The organism is Amycolatopsis sp. NPDC051372, from assembly GCF_040682095.1.
Taxonomy (GTDB): domain Bacteria; phylum Actinomycetota; class Actinomycetes; order Mycobacteriales; family Pseudonocardiaceae; genus Amycolatopsis.
In genome coordinates this window covers 73,564-90,842 of the sequence record NZ_JBFBAF010000034.1, presented here as the reverse complement: position 1 = coordinate 90,842, position 17,279 = coordinate 73,564, and the positions used below count along the sequence as shown (strand labels likewise).

Annotated in this window: 19 protein-coding genes and 2 pseudogenes; 12 read left to right on the top strand and 9 right to left on the bottom strand. The window is 72.5% G+C overall.

Annotated features, from left to right (window positions below):
• Window positions 1-2 precede the first annotated feature (2 nt).
• The 4 genes from AB0M56_RS39620 to AB0M56_RS39605 all read left to right on the top strand — a co-directional run bounded on the left by AB0M56_RS39620 (window position 3) and on the right by AB0M56_RS39605 (window position 4,618).
• Window positions 3-1,481 (top strand): CoA-acylating methylmalonate-semialdehyde dehydrogenase, encoded by a 1,479-nt coding sequence (locus AB0M56_RS39620; RefSeq protein ID WP_364185995.1) that lies wholly within the window; start codon window positions 3-5, stop codon window positions 1,479-1,481.
• A gap of 9 nt (window positions 1,482-1,490) precedes the next feature.
• Window positions 1,491-2,321, top strand: a complete 831-nt coding sequence (locus tag AB0M56_RS39615; protein ID WP_364185934.1) for an SRPBCC family protein — start codon at window positions 1,491-1,493, stop codon at window positions 2,319-2,321.
• Between the two features lie 14 nt (window positions 2,322-2,335).
• Window positions 2,336-3,112 carry an IclR family transcriptional regulator gene (locus AB0M56_RS39610; RefSeq protein ID WP_364185932.1) on the top strand — a complete coding sequence of 259 codons (777 nt, stop codon included), beginning with the start codon at window positions 2,336-2,338 and terminating at the stop codon, window positions 3,110-3,112.
• 156 nt (window positions 3,113-3,268) lie between these two features.
• A complete protein-coding gene (locus tag AB0M56_RS39605) occupies window positions 3,269-4,618 on the top strand; it encodes a HEAT repeat domain-containing protein (protein WP_364185930.1) in 1,350 nt (449 codons plus the stop codon).
• Window positions 4,619-4,805: 187 nt separating this feature from the next.
• Here the strand turns inward: AB0M56_RS39605 and AB0M56_RS39600 are convergent, their stop codons facing one another.
• From AB0M56_RS39600 to AB0M56_RS39585, 4 genes and pseudogenes are all read right to left on the bottom strand, one after another.
• Window positions 4,806-6,233: a UbiD family decarboxylase gene (locus AB0M56_RS39600; RefSeq protein WP_364185929.1), complete on the bottom strand. Its 1,428-nt coding sequence runs from the start codon at window positions 6,231-6,233 to the stop codon at window positions 4,806-4,808.
• Between the two features lie 85 nt (window positions 6,234-6,318).
• Window positions 6,319-7,292: pseudogene (locus AB0M56_RS39595) on the bottom strand (YeeE/YedE family protein); the annotation flags it as partial.
• Window positions 7,293-7,372: 80 nt separating this feature from the next.
• Window positions 7,373-9,115, bottom strand: a complete 1,743-nt coding sequence (locus AB0M56_RS39590) for a thiamine pyrophosphate-dependent enzyme (protein WP_364185927.1) — start codon at window positions 9,113-9,115, stop codon at window positions 7,373-7,375.
• A gap of 10 nt (window positions 9,116-9,125) precedes the next feature.
• Window positions 9,126-9,839, bottom strand: a complete 714-nt coding sequence (locus AB0M56_RS39585) for a flavodoxin family protein (RefSeq protein WP_364185925.1) — start codon at window positions 9,837-9,839, stop codon at window positions 9,126-9,128.
• Window positions 9,840-10,001: 162 nt separating this feature from the next.
• Here AB0M56_RS39585 and AB0M56_RS39580 point away from each other — a divergent pair, with 162 nt between their 5' ends.
• Window positions 10,002-10,370: a hypothetical protein gene (locus AB0M56_RS39580; protein ID WP_364185924.1), complete on the top strand. Its 369-nt coding sequence runs from the start codon at window positions 10,002-10,004 to the stop codon at window positions 10,368-10,370.
• Here AB0M56_RS39580 and AB0M56_RS39575 read toward each other — a convergent pair.
• Window positions 10,345-10,611, bottom strand: a complete 267-nt coding sequence (locus AB0M56_RS39575; RefSeq protein ID WP_364185922.1) for a hypothetical protein — start codon at window positions 10,609-10,611, stop codon at window positions 10,345-10,347. The two genes, AB0M56_RS39580 and AB0M56_RS39575, sit on opposite strands and share 26 nt — an antisense overlap.
• Window positions 10,612-10,732: 121 nt before the next feature.
• The gene (locus AB0M56_RS39570) at window positions 10,733-11,950 is read right to left on the bottom strand and encodes a GAF domain-containing SpoIIE family protein phosphatase (RefSeq protein ID WP_364185920.1); all 1,218 of its coding nucleotides are present in this window, start codon (window positions 11,948-11,950) and stop codon (window positions 10,733-10,735) included.
• A gap of 100 nt (window positions 11,951-12,050) precedes the next feature.
• On the opposite strand from AB0M56_RS39570, the gene AB0M56_RS39565 reads away from it, so the two are divergent.
• The 7 genes and pseudogenes from AB0M56_RS39565 to AB0M56_RS39535 all read left to right on the top strand — a co-directional run bounded on the left by AB0M56_RS39565 (window position 12,051) and on the right by AB0M56_RS39535 (window position 15,806).
• Complete coding sequence (locus AB0M56_RS39565; RefSeq protein WP_364185919.1) at window positions 12,051-12,503, top strand: SRPBCC domain-containing protein; 453 nt, start codon at window positions 12,051-12,053, stop codon at window positions 12,501-12,503.
• Window positions 12,500-12,850 (top strand): helix-turn-helix domain-containing protein, encoded by a 351-nt coding sequence (locus AB0M56_RS39560; RefSeq protein WP_364185918.1) that lies wholly within the window; start codon window positions 12,500-12,502, stop codon window positions 12,848-12,850. Before AB0M56_RS39565 ends, AB0M56_RS39560 begins: the two co-directional genes overlap by 4 nt.
• Entirely contained in the window at window positions 12,847-13,296 is a 450-nt protein-coding gene (locus tag AB0M56_RS39555) for an SRPBCC domain-containing protein (RefSeq protein ID WP_364185916.1), read from the top strand. The genes AB0M56_RS39560 and AB0M56_RS39555 overlap by 4 nt, the downstream gene beginning before the upstream one ends.
• A 216-nt stretch (window positions 13,297-13,512) precedes the next feature.
• On the top strand, window positions 13,513-13,653 hold the full coding sequence (locus AB0M56_RS39550; RefSeq protein WP_364185915.1) for a hypothetical protein: 141 nt from the start codon (window positions 13,513-13,515) through the stop codon (window positions 13,651-13,653).
• Window positions 13,650-14,082 (top strand): annotated as a pseudogene (locus AB0M56_RS39545) (carboxylesterase family protein). The gene AB0M56_RS39550 and the pseudogene AB0M56_RS39545 overlap by 4 nt, the downstream one beginning before the upstream one ends.
• Complete coding sequence (locus AB0M56_RS39540) at window positions 14,079-14,417, top strand: hypothetical protein (RefSeq protein ID WP_364185914.1); 339 nt, start codon at window positions 14,079-14,081, stop codon at window positions 14,415-14,417. Before AB0M56_RS39545 ends, AB0M56_RS39540 begins: the two are co-directional and overlap by 4 nt.
• Before the next feature lie 51 nt (window positions 14,418-14,468).
• A complete protein-coding gene (locus tag AB0M56_RS39535) occupies window positions 14,469-15,806 on the top strand; it encodes an MFS transporter (protein ID WP_364185913.1) in 1,338 nt (445 codons plus the stop codon).
• 144 nt (window positions 15,807-15,950) lie between these two features.
• Here AB0M56_RS39535 and AB0M56_RS39530 read toward each other — a convergent pair whose 3' ends face one another.
• The 3 genes from AB0M56_RS39530 to AB0M56_RS39520 are packed head-to-tail and all read right to left on the bottom strand — an operon-like array spanning window position 15,951 to window position 17,273.
• Window positions 15,951-16,079, bottom strand: a complete 129-nt coding sequence (locus AB0M56_RS39530; RefSeq protein WP_364185912.1) for a hypothetical protein — start codon at window positions 16,077-16,079, stop codon at window positions 15,951-15,953.
• Window positions 16,073-16,375 carry a TetR/AcrR family transcriptional regulator gene (locus tag AB0M56_RS39525; RefSeq protein WP_364185911.1) on the bottom strand — a complete coding sequence of 101 codons (303 nt, stop codon included), beginning with the start codon at window positions 16,373-16,375 and terminating at the stop codon, window positions 16,073-16,075. Before AB0M56_RS39525 ends, AB0M56_RS39530 begins: the two co-directional genes overlap by 7 nt.
• 55 nt (window positions 16,376-16,430) lie before the next feature.
• The gene (locus tag AB0M56_RS39520; RefSeq protein ID WP_364185909.1) at window positions 16,431-17,273 is read right to left on the bottom strand and encodes an SDR family oxidoreductase; all 843 of its coding nucleotides are present in this window, start codon (window positions 17,271-17,273) and stop codon (window positions 16,431-16,433) included.
• Window positions 17,274-17,279 lie beyond the last annotated feature (6 nt).

Below are 17,279 nucleotides of genomic sequence, written 5' to 3'. Positions count from 1 at the left end.
CCATCCAGCACTTCGTCGGCGGCGCCTTCGTCCAGGACGAACCGCCCGCGTGGGCCGACGTGCACGACCCCGCCCGGGGCAGTGTCGCGGGCCGGGTCGCGCTCGGCGACGCCGGTGCCGTGGACCAGGCCGTGAAGGTCGCGCTCGACGCGCAGGCCGCTTGGGCCGAGGAATCCCTCGGCGTGCGCCAGCAGGTTTTGCTGGAGTTCATCCGGCTGGTCGAGCGCTCGCGTGACGAGCTGGCCGAGCTCGTGACCGGCGAACACGGCAAGACGCTCGCCGACGCGCGGGCGGAGGTCAACGCGGGCCTGGATGTCGCGAAGTTCGCGGCCGGGATCCCGCACTTGCTCAAGGGCGACTTCAGCGAGAACGTCTCCCGCGGCGTCGACACGTACTCGATCCGCCAGCCGCTCGGGGTCGTCGCCGGTATCACGCCGTTCAACTTCCCCGTGATGGTTCCGATGTGGATGTTCCCGATCGCCGTCGCGTGCGGGAACGCCTTCGTGCTCAAGCCGAGCGAGAAGGACCCCTCGGCGTCGAACCGGCTGGCCGAGCTGGCGCTCGAGGCCGGGCTGCCCGCCGGCGTGCTCAACGTCGTGCACGGCGGCGCCCCGGCCGTCGACGCGCTGCTGGCTCACCCGGACGTCGCCGCGGTGAGCTTCGTCGGGTCGACGCCGGTGGCCCGGCACGTCTACGAGACCGCGGCCAAGCACGGCAAGCGGGTGCAGGCCCTCGGCGGCGCGAAGAACCACCTTGTGGTGCTGCCGGACGCCGACCTCGACGCGGCCGCCGACGCCCTCGTCTCCGCCGCCTACGGTTCGGCGGGGGAGAGGTGCATGGCGATCTCGGTCGCGGTGGCCGTCGGCGGGGTCGGCGACGCGCTGCGCGATCGCCTGGTGGAACGGATCGGCCGGCTGTCCACCGCGGACGGTCACGACGAGGGCACCGACATGGGCCCGCTCGTCACTGCAGACCACCTGCGCCGCGTGACCGGATACGTGCAGGCCGGCGCCGACGCGGGCGCGGACCTCGTGGTCGACGGCCGCGACGTGCGTGTTCCGGGGCGGGAGAACGGGTTCTTCCTCGCGCCGACGCTGCTCGACCACGTGCGCCCGGACATGACCGTGTACACCGACGAGATCTTCGGCCCGGTGCTGTCGATGCTGCGCGTCGACTCGCTGGAGGAGGCCGTCGGGCTGATCAACGGCGGCGAGTACGGCAACGGCGTCTCCCTGTTCACCCGCGACGGCGTGGCCGCGCGGAAGTTCCAGCACACCGTGCAGGCCGGCATGGTCGGGCTCAACGTGCCCATTCCCGTGCCGACCCCGTACTTCCCGTTCGGCGGCTGGAAGCACTCACTCTTCGGCGACTCGGGCCAGTACGGCGAGGACGGCATCCGGTTCTTCACGCGCCGCAAGGTCGTCACGAGCCGGTGGGCGCCTTCGGCGGGTTCCCGTGTCGACATGCGGTTCCCGGCCTAGGGGACGTTCGTGCGACTGGAGAACAGCTTCACCGTCGGCCTGCCGCCCGCGCAGGCGTGGGCCGTGCTCACCGATCCGGAACGGCTCGCGCCGTGCATGCCCGGCGTGCACCTGGAGGAGGTCGACGGCGACGACGTCCGCGGCGGCTTGCGCGTGAAGGTCGGGCCGATCGCCGCCGAGTACTCCGGCTTGGCGCAGTTCCGCGAACGCGACGAGGCGGCGGGCGTCGTGGTCGTGGCGGCCTCGGGGCGGGAGGTGCGGGGACGGGGTTCGGCCTCGGCGACGGTGACGCTGCGGCTGGCGCCGGCCCCGGAAGGCACGCGGGTCGACCTGGCCACGGAGCTTGCCCTCACGGGACGGCTGGCGCAGTTCGGGCGTGGCGTGCTGGGTGAGGTCACGGGGCGGCTGGTCGACGAGTTCGCCCGCGCGCTGGCCGAAGAGGTGGCGGGGCAGCGTTCGGGCCCGGCTGTGGCCTCGGCAGCGGTGCGGCCCGGTGTCGAGCCGGTGGTGACCGTGTCGTCCGCGGTCGAGTTTGTCGATCTGGCGGGGGAGGAGTGGCCGGACGACGAAGTGGCCCCGGCAGCGGACACCGCGACCTCGGGTGAAGCCTCGCGGTCCCGGGCCAGGGGCGCCGTGCCAAGCGGGAGCGCTTCGCCGTCGCCGAATTCGGCCACGGACGCCGTGCCGACCGGCAGCGCTTCGGCCGAACGGACCCGGGCCACTCGTAACGCGGACACCGTCGTCCTGCGGGCCATCGCCATTCCGGTCGCGAAGCGCGTGGTCCCGGCCGTGGCCGCCGTCGTCGCGGCGATCGTGCTCGCCCGCCGTTGGCGCCGATGACAGAATCTCCCGCGATGACCAGTTCCCCTTCCTCGGCGGGCCTGCCGGTTCCTTCGGTCGCCCGCGCCGCATACGTGCTCGACGCGCTCGCGGCCGCCCCCGACGGGCTGCCGCTCAGCGAGCTCGCGCGGGCCATCGGCGCGCCCAAGAGCAGCTGCCTCGCCGTGTGCACGACGCTGGTCACCACCGGCCTGCTCACGCGTACTCCGGGCGGGCACTACCGGCTCGGCTGGAAGGTCGTCCCGCTCGGGCGGGCCTACCTCGCGAAGTCCGGGTTCGTGCTGGAGTTCCGGCGCGTCGACCAGGAGCTGGGCCTGCTGCCCGAGGACACGATCGTGCTGTCGCTGCTGGACGGACGCCACGTCGTCTACGTCGAGACACGGCCGGGATTGCGGACGCTCGCGATGTCCTACGAGATCGGCCTGCGCCTGCCCGCCCACTGCACGGCGAGCGGCAAGTCGCTGCTCGCGTCGCTGGCCGACGACGAGATCGCCGGCCGCTACGCCGACGGCCGCTTCGAAACCTTGACCCCACACAGCATTTCGCGGATGCCGCAGCTCATGGCGGAGATCGAGAGTACCCGCGCACACGGGTACGCCATCGACGACGAGGAGACCGCGCCGGGCATGATGTGCGTCGGCGCCGCCGTCGCCGGGCGCGGCGGGCAGCTCGTCGGTGCGCTGTCGGTGAGCATGGTCAAGTCCACTGTGGACGAGGAGCGACTGAAGCACTCGACGTCGGCGATCCTTCGCCTGAGCACCGCCATCACCGAACGCCTCGGCGGACTGTAATGATTGCCCCGGCTCCGCCGGGGCGTGCGAGATCGCCTTTGAGCCGGCTTCTGGAGTGAGCGGTCGGATCGGCCTGGCGGCCGATCGCACCGCTCACTCCAGAAACCGGCGCGATCTCGCCCTCGGGTGGCACGATGTCGCCGGAGAGGGGGGACGATGGCCACGGAAGAAGAACTGGACGCGCTTGCCGCCGGCGACTCGCGTGAGTGGCTGGCGTTCGACGAGTCCGAGCGACGCTGGTCCTGGTACTACGGCGAGGCCCGCAGGCGGGCCTTGCCGTGGCGTCCGCTGAGCCGGGTCCAGCTCGTCGAGGCGGTCTGCCACGCCGTCGGGTACATCCGGGAGCCGGGCGTACGCCAGCTGCGGAGAAGCAGGGACCCGGAAGCGTTGCCCTTGCTGCTGGTGCGCTGCGTCGACTGGGTGCCCCAGGTGCGGGCGATCGCGCGCGCGGCGGTGCTCGCCCGGTTCGCGCGGGCGGACCGGGCCGCCCTGCTGCCGCTGGTCGTCGCATTGAGCCGGCGGGCGGTGGACGACTGGGTGGACGAGCACCTGCTCCAGCCGATGCTGCGCACGCCCGAACTCCTCGACGTCGCGCTGGCCACCCCGGACCTGCGGACCCGCCGGATGGTGCACGAATCGGCCCTGCGCGCCGGGCTGCTGTCCGACGAGCGGCTGGCTTCGATCGCAATGCGCGACCACGACGACGTGATCCGCACGCGCGTCGGCCTCCTCCTACTCGACCGCGGCGACGCCCGCTTCGTGCCGCCCCTGCTCGACGGCGGCGCACCCAAGGTGCGGGCGCGGGCGTTGCAGCTGCGGGGCGTCGAGACGGCCCGGGAACGGCTGGCGGAGAGCTCGTCGCTGCTGCGGTCCATGGCGCAAGCCTTGGTGCTGCGGTCAGGCGGCGACCCGGCCGCGTACTACCGGGAAGCGCTGCGGTCGGGTGCCGTCACGCGAGCGACCGTGGCCGGCCTCGGCGAGACGGGCACGACCGACGACGTCGACTTGCTGCGGGCGCAGCTCGCCGACGACCGGCCCCGGGTGCGCGTCGCCGCCGTCCGTGGCCTGCGCCGGCTGCTGGCGACCCCCTCAGACACGCGGGCGGCCCAGTACGCCCGCGAGCTGCTCGCCGACCCCTCGCCGAGCGTGGTCCGCGAAACCGCCGCGCTGCTCGACGGCCGCCTCGGCCCCGCGGACCGTCCGCTCCTGCTCGACCTGGCGGAGACCGCCCGCCCGCTGCACGTCCGCCGCGGGGCGCTCACCCTGCTGCGCGGGTCGAGCCGGTGGTCCCGGCTCGCCGCCGACCTGTGGCTGCTCAGCCTCCCGGCCGACCCCCTCGCCGCCGAGGCCCGCCGCGACCTGGACGACTGGCGCCAGGCCGGTGACAGCGCGTTCACCCGGCCTTCGCCCGAGCTGGCGACCCGGATCGGCGAGCTGCTGGCCGAGCTGGAACCCCGGCTCGGCACCGCGGTGACCGCGGACTTGCGGCGCGTCGCCCGGGTGTGACGGCTGTCCGTCCTAAGCGGACAGCCGGCACACCCGGCCGGCAGGTCGGTCATGGCCGTGATGCCAGTTCGTCCCTCGGCGCGGCGGTGGCCCGAGCCGGCGGCCTCGTTCGGCGAACTGCGGCCCCGGCTCAGCTCCGGCGTGACCGGCGAACTGCGGCGCGTTGCCTACCCGTCACGCCCAGCCGTCAGGCCCACCCGGGCAGGTCGCTCACGGCCGTGATCGTCTCGACGGCGTCCACGTCCACCGCCTGCATCGCCTCTTCCGGCACCCGCGCGCGGGCCGGGAAGACGACCGGCGGGGCGGGTTTGGTGGCGTCGACGATCACGGCGGAGGAGCGTTGCGGGGTGCGCCCGCCCGCTTCGTCGTAGGACCAGTTGGTGGGCAGCAGGCCGCCGGGACCGTTCCACCGGGGGATGATCTGCAGGTCCTGCGACGCGTCGAAGCGGGTGCCGATGGCCCAGGCGACTTCGCGTTCGTCGTAGACGTCGATGTCGTCGTCGACGATGACGATGGCGCGCAGGTTCTCCGGCTCGGTGTTGAGGGCGGCGAAGGCGGCGCGCGTCGGGTCAGTGTCGGAGTTCTTGCGGATCGACAGGTAGCAGTGCATGCGGGCGTGCAGCGGGATGTTGACCGCGCGCAGGCCCGGCACCTTCTGCTGCACGGCCTCGTGGATGCTGGCGATGCGCGGCAGCGCGCCCATGAGCCGGTGTTCGCGGCCGGAGGCCTGGATGTCCTGGAAGATCGCGTCGCGGCGCATGGTGATGGCGTCGACCTCGATGACGGGCTTGCGGCCGCCGCCGACGTAGTGGCCGGGCCACTCGGCGAACGGGCCTTCCTCCTCGAGTTCGTCGGGCAGGATGTGGCCCTCGATGACGATCTCGGCGTGCGCGGGCACGGGGATGCCGGACGTCACGGTGGGGACGGTCGCGACCGATTCGCCCAGGTAGGCGCCGGCGGCGTCGTACTCGCCGCCGATGCCCGGGACCCGAGACACCGCGCCCATGAGGAACGCCGGGTGGTGCCCGATCACCAGCGCGATCGGCGTGGGCTCGCCGCGTTCGGCGTAGCGGCGGTGGATGGTGCCGCCGTCGTGGGAGCCGAAGAACCACACCCCCAGCCGCCGCGGGCCGTAGATGTGGTGGCGGTAGATGCCGGCGTTGATCGCGCCCGACTCCGGGTCGCGCGTCACGCCGACGGCGGCGGTGAGGAACGGGCCGCCGTCCAGCTCGTTGTGGGTGGGGATCGGCAGGCGGGTGAGGTCGGCGTCCGCACCGCGCCACACCACCTCCTGCACCGGCGCCGCGCCCTCGAACTCCACCGGCGGGTGCGCAGCGCGGCCCTGGCCCGCGACCGACGAACGCACGAGCGTCTCGGCCTCGACCCCGAGGGCCAAGGCCATCCGCTCGTGCGTCGCGACGAGGTTGGTCAGGCACCGCAGCTCGCTGCCGGCGACGTCGCTGAACAGCAACGCGGGGTAGTCGCCGCGCTTGTCGTACCACGCTCCGTAGGCGGTGACACCGAACCGCGGGTCCACCTGCTTCGACACGTGCTTGACCTCGCCCGCACCGGTCGAGACCACCTCCGCGAGAAACGACCGCAGATCCTTCGTCACCGTGAGCCTCCCAAAAGACGTCAGACGTCTGACGCACTATAGGAAGGCAGCTCCTGCCTCGACAAGGTGTCCCACCACCTGGTCGGCAGATGCTGTCGCTCAGCCGCGGGTTGACCAGCCGGAACAACGGCCGCAGCCGCAGGCCGACCCAGGTGCCGCCGAGCGCGAACAGGCCCCACAGCCAGCCGTGCAGGCTGCCGGTGGAGATGCCGGCGAGGTACGCGCCGATGTTGCACCCGCCGGCGAGCCGCACGCCAATGCCCATCAGGATGCCGCCGAGCACGGCCGCCACCGCGGTGCGCCACGGGATCTCCGCACGGATCTTCCACGTGCCGGCGGCCGAGGCCGCGACGGCCGCACCGAGGATGGTGCCGAGGTCGGTGAGGCTGGTCTTGTCCGTCCAGACCGGGTCGGCGAGCGCCTTGGCGTTGGTGCTCGTCTGCCAGAACTCCCACGTCTCGGGGTGCAGGCCGATGAGCTGCAACAGCTTCGCGCCCCACAGCGTGAACGCGAACGTGACACCCCACGTCGAGCCCGACACGAGGACGACCGCCGCAGCGAGCACGCCGAGCACGAGGGCGCCGGCGAGCAGCGGCCACGAACCCCGCAGCACGCGCGCGAAGCCGTGCGCGGTCGGAACGGGTTCGACCGGGGGCGGCGTGCGCCGCGCCTGCACGAGCCGGGTCACCACCACGACCACGGCGAGCGCGCCCAGCGTGATCGCCCACGAACCGGCCCAGCCGATGTGGTCGGCGAGCAGGAACCCGGAGACCTGCGGCCAGCCGGTGAACACGGGGTAGGCCCAGCTGTCGAGCACCGAGCCCGCGATGAACCCGCCGAGCGTGAGCACGATCGTCGACTGGCCCGCGCCGACGGCGAACAGCGTGCCCGACGCGCACGCGCCGCCCAGCTGCATGCCGATCGCGAACACCGCCGCCGACGAACAGCGGCAGGCCGATCGGCCCCGCGGGTGAGCTTCGGCGTGGCGCCGAACAACCCGGCGCCGGTGCCCGTCATGAGGGCGATGAGCGTGGTGGCCGTGCCGAGCAGCAATGCGTGTGTCACCCGGTCGTGTGACTGGCACAAAACAGAAGAGGCCCGGCCGCGGAACGGCCGGGCCCCTTGGGCTGCGGAGGCGGTTACGCCTTTTCGTCGACGTCGTGCGCCGAGATCAGGGTCTCCTCGATCTTGGCGATGGCGAAGCCCCACGCCTGGCCGACGGTGGGCTTCGGCGGGATCACGATCTCTTCGGCATTGGTGACGACGTCGAGCAGCACCGGGCCGGGGTGGGCGAGCGCGTCGCGGACGCTTGCGTCGACCTGGTCGGGGTGCTCGACGCGCACGGCGTGGATGCCGCAGGCCCGGGCGACGCCGGCGAGGTCCGGGTTCTTGAGCACGGTGCCGAAGTCCGGGATGCCGCCTTGTTCCTGCTCCAGCTTGACCATGCCGAGGCGGGAGTTGTCGAACACGAAGATCTTCACCGGCAGGTCGTAGGCCGCGACCGTGAGCAGTTCGCCCATGAGCATGGTGAGGCCGCCGTCACCGCAGAACGCGATGGTCTGGCGGGCCGGGTCGAGCTGGGCGGCGCCGAGGGCGTGGGGCAGGGCGTTGGCCATGGAGCCCAGGTTGTACGACCCGAGCAGCTGCCGGTTTCCGTGCAGGGTCACGAAGCGGGCGAGCCACACCGTGGACATGCCGGTGTCGGAGGTGAACACCGCGTCGTCGGCGGCGTGGCGGTCGATCGCCGCAGCGAGCACCTCGGGGCGGATCGCGCGCTCGCGGTTGTCGAACTGCTTGCGCACGCGGCCGACGACGGTGGAGTCGTAGCCGGGGTCGGCGAGGTGGCGCTGGCGGTCGCGCCAGCTCGTGTACCGCTCGCGGGACGCGGTGAGGTGCGCGCGCGAGGGCTTCGCCTCGAGCAGCGGCAGCAGCGCGGCCAGCGTGGTGCGGGCGTCGCCGACGAGCGCGTGGTCGACGTGTACGCGGCGGCCGATACGCATCCCCTCGTGGTCGATCTGCACCACGGTCTTGCCCTTCGGGTACCAGTCTCGGTACGGGAAGTCGGTGCCGACCATCAGCAGCACGTCCCCGTGGCTCAGCGCGTGCTGCGCCGCGGGGTTGCCGATCAGGCCGGTTTGCCCGACCTGGTAGTCGTTGTCCCGTTCGAGCGCTTCCTTGCCCTTGAGCGTCAGGACCATCGGCGCGGCAAGGGTTTCCGCGGTCGCCAGCACCTCGTCGCGGGCCGGGCGGGCGCCGGAGCCGACCAGCATGGTCACGGTGTCCGCGCCGTTGAGCACGGCCGCCACCTCGCCGAGCGCCCCGGCCTCCGGAGTCACGGGCGGGTGCTGGCTCACGAACCGCGGCTCCTGCGTGCCGTGCGGCAGCTCGCGGGCCGCGACGTCGCCCGGCAGGGTCAGCACAGCCACCCCGTTGCGCGCGTACGCCGCGTTCACCGCCAGCTCCAGCAGGTACGGGAACTGGGCCGGGTCGGTGATCGTGCGGGAGAACACCGACACGTCGCGAAACACGGCGTCGTTGTCCACTTCCTGGTGGTAGTCGCTGCCCATCTCGGCACTGGGCACCTGGCCGCAGACCGCGAGCACGGGGGTGTGGGACTTCTTCGCGTCGTAGAGGCCGTTGAGCAGGTGCAGCGAGCCCGGCCCGACGGTGCCCATGCACACGCCGATCCGGCCGGTGAGCTGCGACTGGGCGCCCGCGGCGAACGCGCCCGCCTCCTCGTGCCGCACGCCGATCCACCGGATGCGGGGCTCCTGGCGCAGCGCGTCGGTGATCGGGTTCAGCGCGTCGCCGACCACACCCCACATCGCGGACACGCCGTGGTCGGCCAGGCTTTGCACGAGCATCTTCCCGACAGTGGTCATCGGTGTCCTCTCAGCGGTACTCGGGGTTGGGATGGGTGAAATCGAACCGCTCGCCCTCGTCCCAGGCCGCTCGCTGGTTTCCGTACGCGGGGATTCCGCCCGTGTCCTTCAGCATTTTCGCCAGGTGCATGAGGTTCCACGTCATGAACGTGGTGTTGCGGTTCGTGAAGTCGTTCTCCGGCCCGCCGGACCCCGGGTCCAGGTAGGACGGACCGGGGCCGATCGGCCCGAGCCAGCCGGCGTCGGCCTGCGGCGGGATCGTGTAACCGAGGTGCTGGAGGCTGTAGAGCACGTTCATGGCGCAGTGCTTCACCCCGTCCTCGTTGCCGGTGATCAGGCAGCCACCGACGCGTCCGTAGTAAGCGTACTGGCCGGCGTCGTTGAGCAGGTGCGAACACGCGTAGAGCCGTTCGATCACCTTCTTCATCTCCGACGAGTTGTCGCCGAGCCAGATCGGTCCACACAGGACCACGATGTCGGCGGCCAGCACCTTCTCGTACAGGGCGGGCCATTCGTCGCGGTCCCAGCCGCGCTCGGTCATGTCGGGGTACACGCCGACGGCGATGTCGTGGTCGATCGTCCGGATCACCTCGACCTCGACGCCCTCGCGCCGCATGAGCTCCGCACTCACCCGGATGAGACCTTCGGTGTTGCTTGGCTCCGGCGAGCGCTTCAGCGTGCTGTTGAAGAACACGGCGCGCAAGCCGTCGAATCGGGGACTCACAGGCGCTCCAGGGTCGGTGGTCGGTGGACCTCACACCCTAGGGAGCATCACGCGCGGTCACCATTATCGGGACGTTACGGCGGTTCTTACGGAATTGTTGTGACCCGTTTCGCCGGCCGCGGCACTTGCTACTTTCGCCGCACCTCACGGGAAGGAGCCCCCATGGCTGCAGGACTCGACGACCTCGGAGCACTCGACGGCGAGCGCGTCCCCGCCGCGCACATGGCGGCCGCTCTGACGGCCGGTCGCCTGCGTTTCGACGACGGCTCGACCCAGATCTTCTCCGCCGACGGCACCACCACCTACGTCGAGGCCGGCGCCACCACCCGCGGCGAGTGGACCGTCGAGGGGGAGGGGCGGTTCGGGTCTTTCTGGCCGCCGAGCTACCGCGCTTCGTACGATTTGCGGTGGATCGTGGAGGACGGGCGGGTTGTCGGCTTGCGGTTCACCGAACAGGGCCGCGGGTCCCGGTTCGACGGCCGTTACGGAGATTCGGGACCGGCGCCTACGACCGGCGCTGTTCGATCGTGAAGCCGAGCTTCCGCAGCACCGCGACCGCGCCCGCTTTGCCGCCTTCGAAGTCGCCCGGGGCGAGGCGCTCGCCGGTGGCGAGCTCGTACGCCGTACCGAGCAGGGCCTTGTGCGGGTACCGCTTGCCGTCCCGCACCAGTTCGTAGGTGCGCGACGGGCCGAACCCGTGCGCCGCGAAGAACGCCTCGGCCCCGAGCCGGTCGTACTCCTGCGCGGCGCGCACCACGTCCGCCTCGCTCACGCGGCTCCACGACACCATTTCTGCCGGACCTCCCGGGCTGGGCGACACGTCGCGGCCCAGCGTGGCGCCGGCGCGGGGTGCTTCGCATCGGGGAACTCCCCGGTGGGCTCCCGCCAGGCGATTACGGACGCGCCGGCCGTTTCGTCACCACCAGCAGCGCGACGTCGTCCTGGGCCGGGTTCGCGCCGACGAGCGCGGCCATCACGCGGGCGCACACGGCTTCCGGGTCGCCCGTGGTCATGGCGGCGGTCAGTTTGCGGAAGCCGTCGTCGAGGTCGGCGTCGCGGCGTTCGACGAGGCCGTCGGTGTAGAAGCCGAGCGTGCACTCCGGCGGCAGTGCGACCACGGTGTCGCGTCGGTCGGCGGGTGGCAGGCCCAGGCCCACGGGCAGGTCCGGCGGGACGTCCAGCAGGCGCGCGGGGGAGCCGGGCGTGGCCAGCACGGGCGGCGGGTGCCCGGCGAGGGACAGTACGAGGGTTTCGCGGTCCGGCGGCACGACGGCGTACGCGACGGTCGCCATGATGCCTTCCTCGAAGTGGTTCATCTTACGGCTCAGCTTGCCCAGCGCCTCCGCCGGACTCGCGGCGTCGAGCGCGTAGGCGCGCAGGGCACTGCGCAGCCGGCCCATCACCACGGCGGCGCCGAGGCCGTGGCCGGCGACGTCGCCCATGACGATGCCGAGGCGGTCTCCGGGGAGCGGGAACACGTCGTACCAGTCGCCGCCGACGGCGAAGTCCGCGCCGGGCACGTAGCGGGAGGCGAAGTCCAGGCCCGGCACCGAGGCGATGCGCGCCGGCAGGAGACTTCGCTGCAGCGCCGTCGCGGCCGCGCGGTCTTCGCTCGCGGCCTCGGCCACCATCGTCAACGCGAGGCGGGCCGCGGCGATCCGCAGGAGCTCGATGTCGTCCGCGCCGAACACACGTTCCACTGTGGACCCGATGTGCAGCACGCCCACGAGCTCGTCGCGGGCGAGCATCGGCACGCCGAGGAGCACTTTGAGACCGCGTTCCCACAGCAGCGCGTTGATCACGGTCGACTCGTCGACGTGGTCGATCAGCACTGGCTCACGCCGCGCCGCGACCCGCCCGGCGAACCCGGCTCCGACCGGCACTCGCACGCCCTGGAAGACCTCTTCCTCGATGCCCGCCGACGCTATCGCGGTGAGCTGTCCGGCGGCCTCGTCGTAGCGCAGCACGGTTGCGGTTTCGACGTCGAACAGCTCGCGGACGCGCTCCAGCAGTGTGCGCAGCAGCGGCTCCAGCTCGAGCCGGCCGAGGGCGGCGTCGGTGATCGACTCCAGCCGGTGCAGCCGGTCGCGGGCGCGGGGTTCGACGGGCATCGGACCAGGCTACTGGGTCACCGTACCTGCAACCGATGGTTGCGCGGCGAAGCGGCGTGCCCTAACCTGCAACCATCGGTTGCGAATCGGAAGGACGGCCATGGAGTACGGCACCATCGAGCGCGAGATCCGGGTGGCGGCGCCGCCCGAAGTCGTCTACGAGGTGATCACGCGGCCTGAGCACATCGCGGCGTGGTGGGGGTTCGACGCGGAGTTCGAGGGGACCGCGGGAACCCTGATCCGGCCGCGCCGGGACGGGAGCGGGACGGTCGTCGTGCCGGTGTCCGTCGTCGAGGCGGAGCCGCCGCGGCGGTTCGTGTTCCGCTGGGTGCAGCCGGAGAGGGAAACGGCGACGCCGGAGAACTCGTTCCTCGTCACGTTCGAGCTGGTGCCCACGGACGGTGGCACGCTGCTGAAACTCACCGAGGCCGGCTTCCGCGAGATCGGGTGGGAGGCGGCGCGGCTCCAGGCGTACTACCGCGACCACGCCGCGGGCTGGGACGAACACCTGCCCAACCTGGCGGCATACGCGGCCGGCCTGGTGCGCTCGTGATCGACGACGAGCTGTGGGCCGCCCTCGGCGACCCCACCCGGCGGCGCCTGCTGGACCTGCTGCTGGCCGACGGGTTCGGCACGGCGACGGGGCTGAGCGGGCACCTGCCGGTGACGCGTCAGGCGGTCGCCAAGCACCTCGTCGTGCTGGAGCGCGCGGAGCTGGTCGTGGCCCGCAAGGACGGGCGTGAGGTCCGGTACGTCGTCAACGAAGCGCAGTTCGCCCGCGCCGTCGCGCAGCTGACCTCCGTCGGCGCGGCGTGGGACGCCCGGCTGCGGCGGATCAAGACGATCGCCGAGTCGATCCAGGCTCTGCGTTCGGCCGAAGGGAAGGAACCCCCCTCATGACCCCGGACTACCAGAAGACCGTCTCGGTCAACGCGGCTCCCGACACCCTGTTCGACGCGCTCACGACTGTCGCCGGCCTCGGCGCGTGGTGGACCCGCGTCACGGGATCCGGCGACGCCGGTGGCGAGCTTCGGTTCTTCTTCTCCCATCCGGACCCGTGCGTGATGCGGGTCGACGAAGCCACGCGGCCGAGCGTGGTGCGCTGGACCGTGACCTCGTGCGACTTCCTCCCGGACTGGGTCGGCACGCGGCCGACCTTCACCATCGTCCCGGTCGACGGCGCGACGGAGCTTCACTTCCGCCACCACGGCCTCACCGCGCAGCTCGATTGCCTCGACATGTGCACCCGCGGCTGGAACCACTTCACCGAAAGCCTGCGCGCTTACGCGGAATCCGGCGTCGGCATGCCGAGCGGCAGCCCGGCCGACCTGGCCCGGCGCAGATGAGGCGGCGCGCTCGCGCGTAACGGAAATCGATGAGGTCCCGCCCGCTCGTCCCCCGTACGCTCGGCCACCTCGACGTGACCGCCGACTGCCCGAGCGGCCGCGGGAAGGACGCCGCGATGACCGCCCCCGAGATCCGCACGGAAACCGGACCGGTGCGGGGCCGCGTCGAGGACGGGCCTTTCCGTCTTCCGCGGCATCCCCTTCGCGCAGCCGCCGGTGGGGGACCTGCGGTTCGCCGCGCTGCGGCCGGTGCGGGCGTGGGACGGCGTGCGCGAGGCACTCGCGTTCGGACCGGCGCCACCGCAGTCGCTGCTGCTCGGCCCGCCGTCGAACGCGGTGCCCGGCGAAGACTGGTGACGCTCAACGTCTGGTCGCCGCGCCCCGAGGCGGGCGCTGCGGTGCCGGTGCTGGTCTGGATCCACGGCGGCGCGTTCCAGTTCGGGCACGCGACCGATCCGGCGTACGACGGCGCGCGCCCGGCTCGCGAAGCGGGCGTTGTCCTGGTGACGCTCAACTACCGCGTCGGCGTCGAAGGGTTCGGGCACCTGCGGGGCGCGCCGGACAACCGCGGCCTGCTCGACCAGATCGCCGCGCTGGAGTGGGTGCGGGCGAACATCGCCGCATTCGGGGGCGATCCGGCGCGTCACGGTGTCCGGCCAGTCGGCGGGCGGTGGCTCGGTCGCGGCGTTGCTCGCGATGCCCGGCGCGGCGGGGTTGTTCCGGCGGGCCATCGTCCAAGTGGATCCGGGACGTTCTTCACCCCGCCGCCGGCCGCTGACGTCATGACCGAGATCGCCGCCCGCACGGGGCGCGAGCCGACAGTCGAGGACCTGCGCGGTGTGTCGGCGGCCGGGCTCGTCGCCGCTGCCGACTCGGTGAGCGGCGAGATGCGGGCCCGCACCGGACGCTGGGGCGCCGCCGCGCACGCCGCGGTTGCGTTCTCGCCGGTCGTCGACGGCGAGGTGCTGCCCCGCATCCCGTTCGAGGCGCTGGCCGCAGGCGCGGGCCGCGGGATCGAGCTGGTCGCCGGCCACACCCGGGACGAGGGCTGTTCCGCAGGCCGAGCCACCGCCTGGCCGAGGCTCAGGTGGCCCGCTGCCGCTGCCGGACTTGACCGGTGATCCACTCGCCTGCGACTCTCGCGCTCTCGGGGGAGACACGGGAACGGTGGCATGACCGGCAAATGGGGCGGCCTCACGGCTTTGCTCGCGGGGTTCTTCGTGATCCTGCTCGACACGACCATCGTGGCGGTGGCGAGCCCGGCGATCCAGGCCGAGCTGAAGCCCGGCGTGGCCGGGTTGTTCTGGGTGACGGCCGGCTACTTGCTCGCGTTTTCGGTGCCGCTGCTGGTGTTCGGGCGGCTCGGTGACCGCTTCGACACCAAGCGCGTGTACCTGTTCGGGATGGCGGGCTTCGGGGTCGCGTCGGCCTTGTGCTCACTGTCGCCTTCGGTCGGCTGGCTGATCGCGTTCCGGATCCTGCAAGGACTGGCCGCGGCGGCGATGGCGCCGCAGCCGCTCACGTTGATCCGGCGGCTCTTCGCCGAGGACGAACGCGGGCGCGCCCTCGGCGTGTGGGGTTCGGTCGCGGCGGCGGGCACCCTGCTCGGGCCCGTTGCGGGCGGCCTGCTGACCGCGATGCTCGACTGGCGCTGGATCTTCTGGGTCAACGTGCCGCTCTGCGGTGTCGCGCTGCTGCTCGGCCTGCGCCTGATTCCCGGCAGTCCCGGGCGCGCCACGCGGTTCGACGCCCCGGGCGCGGTGGCGAGCACGGCGGGGCTGAGCCTGCTCGTGTGGGCGCTGCTGTCGTGGGCTTCGCTGTCCCTGCTCGCGCTGGCCTTGTCCGCCGTTCTGCTGGTCTTCTTCTGGCGCCGCGAACGCGGCCAAGGCGAGGAAGCCCTTGCGCCGCTGGAGCTTTACCGCTTGCCCGGGTATTCCGCGGCCAGCCTGGCGATGGCGGCGCTCGGCGCGACGGTGCTCGCGATGGCCCTGCCGACCATGCTCTACGTGCAGGACGTGCGCGGGTTCGGCCCCATCGAGGGCGCGGCGGTCCTCGCGCCGGACGCCGTCGTGGCGATGGTCCTGTCCCCGTGGACGGGCCGCTGGGTCGATCGCATCGGTCCGCGCCGGCCGGCGGTGGCGGGCATGGTGCTGCTGACAGCGAGCTTGCTCATCGTGGGCCTGGTGGTCGTGCTGCACCTGAACCCGTGGTGGGTCGCGGCCGGAGCCGCAGTGCTCGGCGCGGCCAACGCCCTGGCCTGGGCGCCGCTGTCGGTCACCGCGATGGCGTCGGTCGCCCCGTCGGCGGCGGGCGCGGCTTCGGGGCTGTTCAACACGGTGCGGCAGGTGGGCGCGGTCGCGGGCGTCGCGGCGACGGGTGCGATCCTCGCCGGGTTGGCCGCCCGGCCCACGCTGGCGTTCGGCGTCGTGTTCGGCTTGATCACGCTCACCGCCGCCGCGGGCACCGTCGCGGCCGTGCGGCTGCCGAAGACCCTGACCGGGGCCGAGTGAGCGTGGTCGCGGTGTGGACGACGCTGCGCACGGCGCCGTCCGCCGCGAGGCCGTGGAGGTGGGTCAGGCCGAACAGCGCCTCGGCGCTGATCACGACGGCGAGGTCGCGTTTGAGCTGGGCCAGGGCCGCGGGGGAAAGGTCCTTCAACTGCGCCGGCGGGGCGAGCGCGTGGTCGATGAGGCGAAGCGCAGACCCGGGCGGGCGGTGGCGTCGGCCGGGCGCGTGACGGTGGCCGCGATGATGGCGCGCACGGCGCCTTCGTGGGTCAGCACGTGGCGCAGGAGGTGCTCGGTCGCGGTGGCGATCCGGACGACGGGTCGGCTGAGTCGGCGACCGGCGCCAGGGCCTCGGCCGGGTCCAACAGGGTCTCCGCGACGGTTTCCCGCATCAGGCTGGCCAGGTCCGGGAAGTAGCGGTAGGCGGTGGCCTCGGAGACCTGGGCGGCTTTCGCGACGTCCGGCATGGTCACCGCGTGGCCGGCGCGGACCAGGTCGGTGGCGGCGGCGAGGATCGCGGTGCGGGTGCGCCGCTTCGGGTTCACGCGGCCGCCGGCGTCCGGGTTCAGCATCCGGCCGCGGTAGCAAGTCCGCTCTCATGACGAGAGCGGACTTGCAGGAGCCGGGTCAGCGGCGCGCGGGCACGGCGTCGGCCGTGGCGGCGTTGGCGTGCTGGGATTCGACGTCGGCCAGCCGCTGCCGCAGCGCGGTGGTCATGAGCTGCCAGGCGTCCGAACCCAGCACGAGGCGGCGCGGCGGGTGCGCCGAAACCGCCGCGCGCACGACGGCGGCGATCGTGTTCTCCTGACTGTTCGTCATCTCCGACACGGGGATCGGCTCCTGGTCGGCCGGCCCGCCGCGGTACGGGGCGCTGACCGGCACGCGGTCGGCGGCGTCGAAGAAGCCCGTGCGGACCATGCCTGGCTCGATCAGCGTGGTGTCGATGCCGAACGGCGCAACCTCCTCGGCCAGCGCCTCGAAGAATCCTTCGATGGCCCATTTCGTGGTGTGGTAGAGCGAAAACGCGGGGAACGCGAGGTGTCCGCCCATGCTCGACAGCTGCAGCAGCCGGCCGCCGCCCTGGGCGCGCAGGTGCGGCACGACCGCGCGGGCGAGCTGGATCGAGCCGGTGAGGTTGGTGGCGATCATGCGGTCGATCTGCGCGTCGGTGAGGTCCTCGGCGGTGGCGAACACGCCGTAGCCGGCGTTGGAAACGACCACGTCGATGCGCCCGAACGCGGCGAACGCTTCGTCGACGACAGCGCGCAGTTGCGCGGTGTCCGTGACGTCCAGCGCGCGTACCCACAGGCGTTCGCCGTGGCGGGCGGCGAGGTCGTCGAGCTGCTCCGGGCGGCGAAGGGTGGCCGCGACGCGGTCGCCGCGTGCGAGCACCTGCTCCACGAGCTCGCGGCCCATCCCGCGCGACGCTCCGGTCACGAACCAGGTCTTGCTGTTCGGTGTGGTGTCCATGCTGGG